12 protein-coding genes are annotated in these 12,087 nt (G+C 74.5%); 3 read left to right on the forward strand and 9 right to left on the reverse strand.

Translation table 11 applies throughout. From position 1 onward, the window contains the following. Positions 1-180: 180 nt before the first annotated feature. Entirely contained in the window at positions 181-1,341 is a 1,161-nt protein-coding gene (locus PGB27_RS12125; protein ID WP_274200630.1) for an N-acetylmuramoyl-L-alanine amidase, read from the forward strand. 24 nt (positions 1,342-1,365) lie between these two features. Here the strand turns inward: PGB27_RS12125 and PGB27_RS12130 are convergent, their stop codons facing one another. From PGB27_RS12130 to yidD, 7 genes are all read right to left on the reverse strand, one after another. Then, complete coding sequence (locus PGB27_RS12130) at positions 1,366-2,043, reverse strand: GNAT family N-acetyltransferase (RefSeq protein WP_274200631.1); 678 nt, start codon at positions 2,041-2,043, stop codon at positions 1,366-1,368. A gap of 206 nt (positions 2,044-2,249) precedes the next feature. Continuing rightward, complete coding sequence (locus PGB27_RS12135) at positions 2,250-3,338, reverse strand: ParB/RepB/Spo0J family partition protein (RefSeq protein WP_274200632.1); 1,089 nt, start codon at positions 3,336-3,338, stop codon at positions 2,250-2,252. After that, entirely contained in the window at positions 3,335-4,267 is a 933-nt protein-coding gene (locus tag PGB27_RS12140; protein WP_274201079.1) for a ParA family protein, read from the reverse strand. The genes PGB27_RS12135 and PGB27_RS12140 overlap by 4 nt, the downstream gene beginning before the upstream one ends. 94 nt (positions 4,268-4,361) lie before the next feature. Then, positions 4,362-5,063, reverse strand: a complete 702-nt coding sequence (rsmG, locus tag PGB27_RS12145) for a 16S rRNA (guanine(527)-N(7))-methyltransferase RsmG (protein ID WP_274201080.1) — start codon at positions 5,061-5,063, stop codon at positions 4,362-4,364. 145 nt (positions 5,064-5,208) lie between these two features. Beyond that, a complete protein-coding gene (locus tag PGB27_RS12150) occupies positions 5,209-5,799 on the reverse strand; it encodes a Jag family protein (protein ID WP_274200633.1) in 591 nt (196 codons plus the stop codon). Between the two features lie 167 nt (positions 5,800-5,966). Beyond that, entirely contained in the window at positions 5,967-7,262 is a 1,296-nt protein-coding gene (yidC, locus tag PGB27_RS12155) for a membrane protein insertase YidC (protein WP_274200634.1), read from the reverse strand. Continuing rightward, on the reverse strand, positions 7,256-7,645 hold the full coding sequence (yidD, locus tag PGB27_RS12160; RefSeq protein WP_274200635.1) for a membrane protein insertion efficiency factor YidD: 390 nt from the start codon (positions 7,643-7,645) through the stop codon (positions 7,256-7,258). The genes yidC and yidD overlap by 7 nt, the downstream gene beginning before the upstream one ends. 168 nt (positions 7,646-7,813) lie before the next feature. Between yidD and PGB27_RS12165 the strand changes: the two genes are divergently transcribed. Then, positions 7,814-8,626, forward strand: a complete 813-nt coding sequence (locus PGB27_RS12165; RefSeq protein WP_274200636.1) for an FkbM family methyltransferase — start codon at positions 7,814-7,816, stop codon at positions 8,624-8,626. Here PGB27_RS12165 and rnpA read toward each other — a convergent pair. Continuing rightward, a complete protein-coding gene (rnpA, locus tag PGB27_RS12170) occupies positions 8,616-8,972 on the reverse strand; it encodes a ribonuclease P protein component (RefSeq protein WP_274201081.1) in 357 nt (118 codons plus the stop codon). The genes PGB27_RS12165 and rnpA overlap by 11 nt on opposite strands. A 109-nt stretch (positions 8,973-9,081) precedes the next feature. Then, entirely contained in the window at positions 9,082-9,225 is a 144-nt protein-coding gene (rpmH, locus tag PGB27_RS12175) for a 50S ribosomal protein L34 (protein ID WP_133826811.1), read from the reverse strand. 407 nt (positions 9,226-9,632) lie between these two features. Between rpmH and dnaA the strand changes: the two genes are divergently transcribed. After that, positions 9,633-11,309: a chromosomal replication initiator protein DnaA gene (gene dnaA / locus PGB27_RS12180; RefSeq protein WP_274200637.1), complete on the forward strand. Its 1,677-nt coding sequence runs from the start codon at positions 9,633-9,635 to the stop codon at positions 11,307-11,309. Positions 11,310-12,087 lie beyond the last annotated feature (778 nt).

Here is a 12,087-nt window from a genome sequence, read left to right on the forward strand (position 1 = left end):
CACCCCTCGTGGTGACCGCCCGGCGCCGCCGTGCGTGTGCTGGGCGAGCCCGAACCGTGACCCGCGACGACGCCCCGCTGCACGGCGGGACCCGCCCGACAAGGCACAATGAGACGCCAGTGAAGCGCGACGACGGTGTGGAGTCCGGACCCCGGACGCGGACGATCGGGAGCGAAGTGCATGCAGCTGCTCAGCCGCGGTGACGCCGGCCCGCCGGTCGCCGAGGTCCGGGCAGCACTCGAGGAGATGGGCATCCTCGAGCCCACGGGCCCCGGTCCGGCCCTGTTCGACGACCAGCTCGAGCAGGCCGTGCGCATCTTCCAGCAGCGTCGGGGCCTCATCACCGACGGCATCGTCGGCCCCGCCACGTACCGGGCCCTGCGGGACGCCCGCTGGGCGCTGGGCGACCGCATGCTGCTGCTCAACACCCAGCAGCCGCTCACCGGCGACGACGTCTTCTCGCTGCAGGAGCGGCTCCTCGAGCTCGGGTACGACTCGGGCCGCGCCGACGGCGTCTTCGGCCGCCAGACCGAGCAGGCACTGCGCAGCTTCCAGCGCGACTACGGCATGAGCCCCGACGGCATGTGCGGGCCCCGCACCCTGCGCCACCTCGGCTACCTCGGCCGCAAGGTCACCGGTGGGCGCCCGGGCCTGCTGCGCGAGCAGGAGCGGCTGCACCGCGCCGGGCCGCGGCTCTCGGGCAAGCGCATCGTCATCGACCCGGGCCACGGGGGTGCCGACCGCGGCGTCTCGGTGGGCACCGGGCCGGACCAGGTCACCGAGGCGGGTCTCGTGGGCGACATCGCCCGCCGCCTCGAGGGCCGCATGGCCGCCGCGGGCATGGAGGCGCTGCTCTCCCACGGTCCCGACGACTGCCCCACCGACGCCGAGCGGGCCGGCTTCGCCAACTCCGCCGGCGCCGACGTCGTGCTCTCGCTGCACGTCGATGCGAACTCCAGCCCCGCCGCGAACGGCCTCGCCGCGTTCCACTTCGGCACGGGCACCGGCGCGACCTCGACGGTCGGTGAGGCCCTCGCCGGCTTCATCCACCGTGAGCTGCTGGCCCGCACCCGGATGCTCGACTGCGGCGTCCACCCGCGCCCGTGGGAGCTCCTGCGGCTCACCCGCATGCCCGCGGTCCGCGTGGAGATCGGCTACCTCACCAACGACCGCGACCGCGCCGCCCTGCTCGACCCGGGCTTCCGCGACGTCGTGGCCGAGGGAATCCTCGTCGCCGTCAAGCGGCTCTACCTGCTCGGGCAGGACGACAAGCCGACCGGCACGTTCACCTGGGCCGAGGTGCTCCAGCGCGAGAGCAACCGCCCGGCCGCCGCCCGCTAGGACGACGGCCGGAGCCAGGCTCCCTCAGCCGCACCCCACGCGCGCCGGCGGCGCGGCGGCCGGGGCCGTCGAGATGGTCACCGAGCCCAGCAGCTGGGCGATGGCCGCCTCGACGTCCTCCTTCCAGTTGAAGCCGGTGCGCAGCTCGAAGCGCATGCGCGGCCAGCGCGGGTGCGGCGCGACCGTCTTGAAGCCCACCGCGCGCAGGAACGCCGCCGGCAGGACGCAGGTCGGCGTGTCGAGGTCGGTGCGGCCGTGGCCCTCGGCGCGCGGGCGCTCGGTGTCGTCCGCGAACGACTCCACGGCCTTGACGCCGCGGCGCGTGAGGTCACGGACCACGTCCTGCACGAGCAGGCGCCCGACGCCCTCGCCGGCGAAGTCGGGCAGCACGTGCAGCCCGCACAGCAGCACCGCGTCGGGAGACACGGGCGCGGTGGGGAACGCGGCGGCCCGCGGCACGACCGTGGGCGGGGCGTAGAAGGCGAAGCCGGCGGGGACGCCGTCGACGTGGGCGATGCGCCCGCACGAGCCCCACTCGAGGAGCACCCCGGAGACCCAGGCCTCCTTCTCGAGCTCGACGGTGCCGAAGTCCTCCGCCTGGTCGCTCAGGTGCGGGGGGATCTCCCAGTAGACGCACCGACGGCACTGCTTCGGCAGCTCATCGATGTTGTCGAGGGTGATCCCGACACAGGTCCGCGACACGCGTTCCGCCTTCCCCGACGATGGTCGAGCTCGTCCGCGCTGCGTTCCCGGATCGATGCCCGCGAGGAGGATACGGGCACCGTCCCATGCCGTCTCCGCCGCGGGGTCCCCCAGGTGGACGAACCACCCCGGCGAACGCCGGAGTGCCCCCTGCGCTCTCCGTCGATCTCAGGGCGCTCCCAGATCGACGCTGAGGGCCCGGACGATCACTCCTGGGGTGAGGGGCCCGGGGAGGGCGTCGAGTCCATCAGACGCGCGATGCGCTCCAGATCGTCCACCGAGCCGAACTCGACGACGATCCGGCCCTTGCGCTGGCCCAGCTCGACCTTCACGCGGGTGTCGAACGTGTCCGAGAGGCGCTCGGCGAGGTCCTGGAGCCCCGGCGCGTGCATCGGCCGGCGGGCCGGCGCGCGCTTGGCCGGCGGCTGCCCGCCACGGGCGAGCGTCACCGCCTCCTCGGCCGCGCGCACCGACAGGCCCTCGGCGACGATGCGGGCGGCCAGCTCCTCCTGGGCGCCCGGGTCGTCCAGACCGAGCAGCGCGCGGGCGTGCCCGGCCGAGAGGACGCCCGCGGCGACCCGGCGCTGCACCGCGACGGGCAGGCGGAGCAGGCGGATCGTGTTGGTGATCGCCGGGCGGCTGCGGCCGATGCGGTCGGCGAGCTGCTCGTGCGTCACGTCGAACTCGGTGAGGAGCTGCTGGTACGCGGCCGCCTCCTCCAGCGGGTTGAGCTGGACGCGGTGGATGTTCTCGAGCAGCGCGTCGCGCAGCAGGGTGTCGTCGGGCGTCTGCCGGACGATCGCCGGGATGTGCTCGAGGCCGACCTTCTGGGCCGCGCGCCAGCGCCGCTCGCCCATGACGAGCTCGTGGGTGAGCGACGGCCCGCCGTCGGGGCCCGGCTCCGGGGTGGGCAGCTCGCGGACGACGATCGGCTGCAGCAGCCCGAACTCGCGGATGGAGTGCTCGAGCTCGGCGAGGGCCTCCTCGTCGAACACCGTCCGCGGCTGCTTCGGGTTCGGGCGGATCCCGTCGAGGCGCACCTCGCGGTACACCGCGCCGGCGACCTCGCCGGAGGCCTCGGGGGCGGTCGCCGTGCCGTTCGTCGTGGACGTCGTGGACGCCGTCTCGTCCGGGGCCTCCGGCGTGCGCCGGTTCCCGAACACCACGTCCGCGGCCTGGTTGCCGAGCCCGCGCCGCGACGGCACGGGCGCACCCTCGGTCTCCGGGGGACCGGTGGGGATGAGGGCCGCCAGCCCCCGTCCCAGTCCGCCGCGCCGTTCGGTCCGCTCGCTCATCGCACTCCCTCACCCTCGCGCTGGCGACGCACGACCGCGCGTGCCGCGAACTCCCGTGCCGCATCGAGGTAGCTCATCGCTCCCCGCGAGCCCGGGTCGTAGGTGAGCACGGTCTGGCCGAAGCCGGGCGCCTCGGAGACCTTCACGCTGCGCGGGATGACGGTGCGCAGCACGACCTCGCCGAAGTGCGCCCGGACCTCGGAGGTCACCTGGTCGGCGAGCTTGGTGCGGCCGTCGTACATGGTCAGCAGGATCGTCGACACGTGCAGCTCGGGGTTGAGGTGCGACTGCACGAGCGCGATGTTGTTGAGCAGCTGACTCAGGCCCTCGAGCGCGTAGTACTCGCACTGGATGGGGATGAGCACCTCGGGCGCCGCCACCATCGCGTTCAGCGTGAGCAGGCCCAGCGACGGCGGGCAGTCGATGACGACGTAGTCGACGTCGAGCCGGTCGAGCGCCTCGGGGGTGAGCGCGTTCTTGAGCCGCGACTCCCGGTTGAGCATCGAGACGAGCTCGATCTCGGAGCCGGCGAGGTCGATGGTGGCGGGCACGCACAGGAGGTCCGCGGAGCGCTCGCAGACGGCGGCCGCCTCGTCGATGGTCATCTCGCCGAGCAGGACCTCGTAGATCGACGGGGTCCCGCTGCGGTGGTCGACGCCGAGCGCGGTGCTGGCGTTGCCCTGCGGGTCGAGGTCGACGACGAGCACGCGGGCACCGTGCAGCGACAGGGCCGCCGCGAGGTTCACCGCGGTGGTCGTCTTGCCGACGCCGCCCTTCTGGTTGGCGACGGTGATGATGCGCCGCTCGGGGGGCCGGGGCAGCCGGTGGTCCTCGGGGTGCAGCACGCGCGCGGCGCGGGCGGCCTCCTCGGCGATCGGCGTCAGACCCTCGTCACCGTGGGGGTAGAGGACCTCGCCGGCGCCGAGCACGCCCGCCCCGACACTCGCCGCGGCGTCGCTGACGGCCTCGCGCACCTTCTCGGCGGAGGGACGGTCGGCGGGTGTTCCACGTGGAACGGAGCGGCTAGGTGTCGGTCGGTCGGTCACGGGCTCGATCCTTCCTGCCGCGCGCGCGGCGTCCGGAACCGGGGGAGGGGCCGCGTCGCTCGCTCCGGCTTACCAGCACGACGGTGGTCGCGGCTTCTCCCACGCCGCAGTGCACGACCCGTGGGTCGTCACCACCGGCCGCGCGGATCTCCTTGAGGTCTCGCTCGACCTCGCTCGCGGCGCTCGCGCCCTTCATCGCGGCCAGGATCCCACCCGGCCGCACGAGGGGGAGCGTCCAGGTCGCGAGTCGCCCGATCGGCGCCACGGCGCGGGCCGTGACGACGTCGCTCTCCCCGCACCGACGGCGTGCCTCACGCTCCTCGGCGCGCCCCCGCACGACGGTGACGGTCAGCCCGAGCTCGTCGACGACCCGCTCGAGCCACGCCACGCGCCGCGCCATCGGCTCGAGCAGCGTGATCGTGAGATCGGGGCGGGCGAGGGCGAGCGGGACGCCGGGCAGGCCGGCACCCGACCCGACGTCGACCACCGAGGCGTCGGTCGGCAGGACCTCGCCGACCGCCGCGCTGTTGAGGACGTGGCGCTCCCAGAGCCGGGGGAGCTCGCGCGGACCGATCACGCCCTGCTCCTGGCCGGGGCCCGCGAGCAGGGCGACGTAGCGCTCGGCGGCCGCGAGACGGTCACCGAACACCGATGCGGCCGCGTCCGGCGTCGCCGGGATCGTCGGCGCCTCGACGGGGCCACCGCCGTCGGCGGCCCCGTGGGTCGTGCTCACCGCCGTGTTCCACGTGGAACGTCGGCCCGCGACCCGGTGCGCGCGCCGCGGGACAGGAGGCCGGGACCGGCCGGGCCCGTCGTCACCGGTCTCAGCCCGCCGGGTGGACCACGACGCGGCGGCGGGGCTCCTCGCCCTCGCTCTCGCTGCGCACCCCGCCGACCGCGGCGACCGCGTCGTGCACGATCTTGCGCTCGAACGGGGTCATCGGGCGCAGCCGCTGCGCGCGGTTGGTGTCCTTGGCCTCCTGGGCGGCGGTGCGCCCGAGGTCGGTGAGCTCGGAGCGACGCTGCGAGCGCCAGCCGGCGATGTCGAGCATGAGGCGGTTGCGGGCGCCGGTCGACTGCTGGACCGCGAGACGCGTGAGCTCCTGGAGCGCCTCGAGGACGTCGCCGCGGGCGCCGACGAGCTTCTCGAGGTCCTTGCCCCCGTCCACGCTGACCACCGCGCGGCCGGCCTCGACGTCGAGGTCGATGTCCCCGTCGAAGTCGAGGATGTCGAGCAGGCGCTCGAGGTAGTCGCCCGCGATGTCGCCCTCGCGGACGAGCTGGTCCTCCGAACTGCGCTCGGCCCGCGACGCGTCCTCCGCGGGCCCGTCCGTCCCGGCCGCCCGGTCCTGCTCCGGGTCGTGCTCCTGGTCCTGCTCCCGGTCCTGCTCCTGCGACGCCACCGTCTCCGACACGCCGTCTCCTTCCGCCGGGCCCCGGAGGGCCGTCTGGCACGCGCTGCGCCGCTCCACGCGCGCGTGCGGGTCCGTGTCCGGCTCGCGCGGCCCGGAGGGCGTGCGCGGTGGCCGGGGTCCGTGACGGCGGGGGACGGCCAGGCCGTCCGCACCCACCGCCCGCGGGACTACTTCTTCTTCTTGCCGCGCTTGCCCTGGCCCGAGGACGCCAGCTGGCCGCCCTTGCCGCCGGCCTTGCCCGGGCCGCCCGCGGAACCGTTGGCGCCGTTGCCCCCGGACGCCCCGGACCCGTTGCCGGACCCGTTCGCGCCGCCCCGGGCGACCTTGCCCGGCGTCGCGCTGCCGGACCCTTGCCGGGCGCCGCCGCCGTTGCGGGCCGGCCCGACCTTGCCCGGCGCGCGCCGGCCCGAGCCCTTGCCGGCCTTGCCCCCGCCCGCGGCCTTCGCCCCGGCCGCCGTCGAGCCCGCGGCCGGCTGCGCGTCCGGGACGTCGTCGGCGGCGGTCTCCGGACCGTCCTCGACGGTCACCTCGTCGGGGGTCTCCTCGGCGGTGGTCCCGGCGGGACGCTGGCGCTGCGGCTTCTGACCCACCTGGGGCTTCTGGCCCACCTGCGGCTTCTGGCCGACCTTCGGGGCCAGCGCGTCACGCTGCTCGCGCGCCTGCTGGCGCAGCTCCTCCTCCTCGCGGGCGATCTTGCGGTAGATGAGGAACTGCTGGGCGAGCGTCCAGGTGTTCTGGCTCAGGAAGTAGATGAGGATCGCGACCGGGAAGAAGGCACCGAACACGAGCAGACCGGCCGGGAACAGCCACATCGTGATCTTGCCCATGATCGCGGCCTGCGGGTTCGCGGCCGCCGCCGGGCTCTGGTGCTGCTGCGAGACGCGCGCGGTGAAGTGTGTGGCCACCGCCGCGAGGATCATCAGCGGGAGCGCGACCGGCAGGACGTGGGCCTGGAACTCGCCGAAGTTGAAGCTGAAGGTGCCCAGCGACTGCATCCCGCCGGCGATGGCCTCGTTCAGCCGGACGCCGAAGATGTCGGCGTTGGTGAACGACTCGATGTCGGCCCGGTCGAAGACGTAGTTGTAGGGGTAGTTCGGCTGGAAGCCCCGCAGCACGTGGAACAGACCGATGAACACCGGCAGCTGCACCAGCAGCGGCAGGCAGCCCCCGAGTGGGTTGACCCCGTGCTCGCGCTGGAGCTTCTGCATCTCCTCGGCGAGCTTCTGCCGGTCGTTCTTGTACTTCTCCTGCAGCTTCTTGATCTGCGGCTGGAACTCCTGCATCTTCCGCATCGAGCGGACCTGGCTGATGAACGGCTTGATGAGCAGGGCCCGGAGCGTGAAGACGAGGAAGATCACCGAGAGCGCCCAGCCGAGGCCGCTCGCGGGCCCGAGGACGAAGCCGAACACCTCGTGCCAGAACCACATGATGGCCGACACGGGGTAGTAGATGAAGTTCAGCACGACTCTCGCTCCTCGTGGTGGGGGGTCTCGGCCCCCGTGTCGGCGGCGCGGCGGGGCCACCCGCACCGCGTCCGGTGCCCGCGGGGCGGCACCGGGTCCAGGCCTCCAGGGTGCCAGGGGGCGCACTTGGCCACCCTGACCAGGGTCAACCCCGTGCCGATCACGACCCCGTGCGTCCGCAGCGCGCCGATCGCGTAGGCGCTGCAGGTGGGGTGGAAGCGGCACGACGGCGGGAACAGCGGCGAGATCCAGCGCTGGTAGACGCGGAGCACGGCGACGAGCGCCCGCACGACGAGCGAGGGCCGGCGCCCGGCGCTCGGCTCGCGGGCATCACCGGCGGGCGGATCCGCCGGCGTGCCGTGCACCGGTGCCCGGTCCTCCACCGATGCCGTCCTCCTCGTCGCGACCACGGTCGCGCGCCGTGGGGATGCCGGGAGCACGTCACGCGCCGCTCCCGGTCGTGGGTTCCATGGTGCCCGTCCGCGCGACGGGAAGCGACCGCCCGCGGGGCTCCGGCGGTCGCCGGCCGACACCGTGGGAGCATCCGCGGCGTGTCGATCGTCGGAGGGCGGGCCACCGAAGGACGCAGTGGCCGGGCGGACGGACCGTCGCCCGGTGCGGCCACGGCGACCCGCGGGACGCGCCGCTCGCGCGCGGTCCACCGGGTCCTCGCGGCGGCCGCGCGCCGGGGCGCCGTGGTCGAGAAGGAGATCCTCGGCCTCGCGGACCTCGTGGGGCCGGGCGACGTCTGCCTCGACGTCGGCGCCGAGTTCGGCCTCTACACCCACGTCCTCGCCGACCTCGTCGGGCCGAGCGGCGCGGTCCACGCCTTCGAGCCCCAGCGCGGCGCCCACCGGGCACTCCGGCTCGGCGTCCGTGCCGCAGGGCTGTCGTGGGTGCACCTGCACCGGATCGCGCTCGGCGCCGTCCCCGGCACCGCGGAGCTCTCCGTCCCCCGCCGGCGGGGCCTGCCGGTGCACGGCCGCGCGTACGTGACGGCGGGGGCGTGCGACGACGGACCGAACCGGGAGTTCGCGCGGCGGCGTCTCGAGTCCGTCGCGGTCGAGACCCTCGACTCGGCCGTCGCCGACCTCGTCGCGGGCCGGGTCGCGCTGGTCAAGGCCGACGTGGAGGGTGCGGAGGGCGCGCTGCTCGACGGTGGCGCCGCGACGCTCGCGGATCACCGCCCGCACCTGCTGCTCGAGATCGAGGACCGGCACACGCGCAAGTACGGGGTCGGCGCGGACGCGCTGTTCGCGCGGCTCACCGGCGAGCTGGGGTACCGGGCCCACACCTGGTCGGCGGGCTGGCGGTCCGTCACGGGGATCGTCGACACCGAGCGCAACTACCTGTTCAGTCCGTGAGCCGCAGGCGGGCGAGGGCGGCGTCGAGGTCCTCGCCCAGCTCGGCCGAGGTCGCGTCGGCGGCGGCCGGCTGCGCGCGGATCACCAGGTCGGTCCCGGCCGGCAGCGCCTCGAGGCGCGGGCGCAGCAGGTGGCGCAGCCGCCGGCTGACGCGGTGACGGACGACGGCCGGACCCACGCCGCGACCGACGACCAGCCCCGCGCGGGCCGGGCGGTCGGGCGTCGGCGGGACGTCCGCGGGCGGCAGCGCGTGCACGACGAGGCGGCGGCGCCCGGCTCGCCGACCGCGGCGCAGCACGAGGCGGAAGTCCTGGGGCCGGGTGATCCGGAGGGGGCGCGGGAGCACGGAGAGGCGGCGCGCGAGGGGGGACCCGGACACACGACGACGGGACCGCGTCCACGTCAGGGAGCGGTCCCGTCGAGGGGTCGTGCCGGCGGGTCGGACCCGCGCGCGATCAGGCGCTGAGGGTCTCGCGGCCCTTGCGACGACGCGCGGCGAGCACCGCACGGCCGGCGCGCGTCCGCATGCGCAGCCGGAAGCCGTGGGTCTTCGACCGCCGACGGTTGTTCGGCTGGAACGTGCGCTTGCCCTTGGCCACTTTCGGGTTCTCCTGCTCCAACGCGTCGCGTGAGGACGACGCCACGGTCAGTCACGGATCGGATCCGGCCACCCGCACGGCAGCGGCTCCGCTTCGCGACCAGGGTAGCCGGTACGGCGACCGCGGTGCGCACCCCGGGTCGCCACCGCCGTCCGGGGGAGGTTGTGGGGGTCGCGGGCGGCTTGTTAGCGTCCACCACTCGCCGAGGGTGCGACCTCGGCCCGGGGCCGATCACCGAACGGCTCCAGCGGGGGGTGGAGGACCCGGGCGTCGGGGGGCGTCCGTCGCACCCACTCGCCACCCTCAGCGCGCCGTCGTGCACAGTTGTGGACAGGGCTGTGGACACGTGTGCCCATCGACGGGTCGGCGGTACCCACGACGGTGTCAGGGGACGGAGGGGGTGCGCGGTGTCGGACCAGCTCTTCGACCTCGACGAGACCTGGGGCCAGGTCGTCGCCGAGCTCACCGCCGGCTCGGGCGGCGGCGCCGTGCTCTCCCCGCAGCAGCGGGCCTGGGTGCGGGTCACCCGCCCGCTCGGGCTGCTCGACGACACCGCGCTGCTCGCCGCGCCCAGCGAGTTCGCCAAGGAGGCGATCGAGCGCGCGCTGCGCGACCCGATCGTCGCTGCCCTCTCGCGCCACATCGGACGGCCCGTCTCGCTCGCGGTGCGCGTCGACCACAGCGCCCGCCCGACCCCCGACATCGGTCCGACCACCTCCCCGCTGCCGCGCGTGACGCTCTCCGCCGACGGCGGGCACCCCTCGGGCGACGGCCACCACCCCGACACCGGCCCCGACACCGGCTACCTCGCCGCGACCTCGTCGCCGGGCGCGCCCACGTCGTCCCACCGGGCCGAGGCCATCGCCGCGGCCGCCGGCGTCGGGCGGGTCACGCACAACCCGGACCGGGCGCACCCCGAGGAGGAGGTCGACGAGGTCCGCGAAGGCCTCGCCGCCGTCCACGAGATCTGGTCGCCCCGCGGCCCCGGCGAGCCGGTGACCGAGCTCCGCGACACGGGCCCGGACCCCGCACGCGGCGCCCCGCGGTCCCAGACCCGCCTCAACGAGAAGTACACCTTCGACACGTTCGTCATCGGGGCGTCGAACCGCTTCGCGCACGCCGCGGCCGTCGCGGTGTCCGAGGCGCCGGCCCGCGCGTACAACCCGCTGTTCGTCTGGGGCGACTCCGGGCTGGGCAAGACCCACCTGCTCCACGCTGTCGGCCACTACGCCCAGCGCCTCTTCTCGGGCATGCGCGTGCGCTACGTGTCGACCGAGGAGTTCACCAACGACTTCATCAACTCGCTGCGCGACGACCGCAAGGTGGCCTTCCAGCGCCGCTACCGCGACGTCGACGTGCTGCTGGTGGACGACATCCAGTTCCTGGAGGGCAAGGAAGGGACCCAGGAGGAGTTCTTCCACACCTTCAACACCCTCCACAACGCGAACAAGCAGATCGTCGTGTCCTCCGACCGCCCGCCCAAGCGGCTGGAGACGCTCGAGGACCGGCTGCGCACGCGGTTCGAGTGGGGCCTCATCACCGACATCCAGCCCCCCGAGCTCGAGACCCGCATCGCGATCCTGCGCAAGAAGGCCGCCGGCGAGCGGATGGCCGCGCCGCCCGAGGTCCTCGAGTTCATCGCCGACCGCATCGAGCGCAACATCCGCGAGCTCGAGGGCGCGCTGATCCGCGTGACGGCCTTCGCGTCGCTCAACCGCCAGCCGATCGACCTCCAGCTCGCCGAGATCGTGCTGCGCGACCTCATCCCCGACTCCCGCCAGTCCGAGATCACCGCGCCGACGATCATGGCGGTGACGGCCGAGTTCTACGGCGTCTCCATCGACGACCTCTGCGGCCCCGGCAAGACCAAGGCGCTCGCCCTGGCCCGCCAGATCGCGATGTACCTGTGCCGCGAGCTCACCGACCTCTCGCTGCCCCGCATCGGGCAGATGTTCGGCAACCGTGACCACACGACGGTCATGCACGCGGACAAGAAGATCCGCAAGGAGATGGCCGAGCGCCGCCGGACCTACGAGCAGGTCCAGGAGCTCACAGCGCGCATCAAGCAGCGCGCCCGCGGCTGAGCGAGGCTCCGGGAGCGGGAGCCCGCACCGAGGACGCAGCGAACGCGCTGTTCGCTGCTTCTACGCGCGCGAAGTCCCCGCTCGCGCCGCTCCCTGCCCAGGGGAGCGAGGGACGCCCTCGCTGCCCCTCAGGCCCCGGGGACGCCCGAGCTGCGCCGCCGTGGGCCCGCCCCACTGCCCCGCCACGCCCCTCGCCCGGGGCGCCGACCGTGCCCGGCGCCGCCGAGATCTCACGCTGCGTCGAGATCCGGCGTCCCGTCGAGCGACGCAGCGTGACCACTGGAGCAGGCCCGCCGCGCCGAGACGACGGTGCCGCGCGCCGGGTTCCGCGGCCGGTAGCACACCGCGATCGTTCGACTCCCGATCGACCCACAGCTGGGGACAAGTCTGTGGACATCCTCCGCCGGGCGGTGGAAACGGGCGGGACGAGCAGGCCGGGCCGCGCTCCGTCCACCGGACACGCCGCTCCGTCCCCGGATCCGGGTACCGCCGACGCCGAGGTGTCCACACCGGATCCGGCCGCTCGACCTGCAGCGATCGCCCCGGTCCACACCACGCACAGGACTTACTACTCCTACTGTTCTTCTTCTCTGGGAGAACGACAGAAGACCAGGTGGTGTGGACGCGTGGAGCGCGCCACGCCGAGGACGTGGTCGGGCCACCCGATCGGCTCGGACCGCGACCGGGCCCGGAGTGTCGGACCCCTCCTGCACGCTCTACCGTGATGCACCCGCGCCGGGGTCCGTCCCCGCCCGACGGCACGCAGCCACCGGCCCAG

Origin of the sequence: Actinomycetospora lemnae, assembly GCF_028737315.1 — a bacterium.
GTDB lineage: Bacteria > Actinomycetota > Actinomycetes > Mycobacteriales > Pseudonocardiaceae > Actinomycetospora > Actinomycetospora lemnae.

Excerpts from the sequence above, each read along its gene's own strand:
- PGB27_RS12135 (WP_274200632.1), bottom strand. The coding sequence starts at position 3,338 with ATGAGCGAGCGGACCGAACGGCGCGGCGGACTGGGACGGGGGCTGGCG.
- PGB27_RS12125 (WP_274200630.1), top strand. The coding sequence starts at position 181 with ATGCAGCTGCTCAGCCGCGGTGACGCCGGCCCGCCGGTCGCCGAGGTC.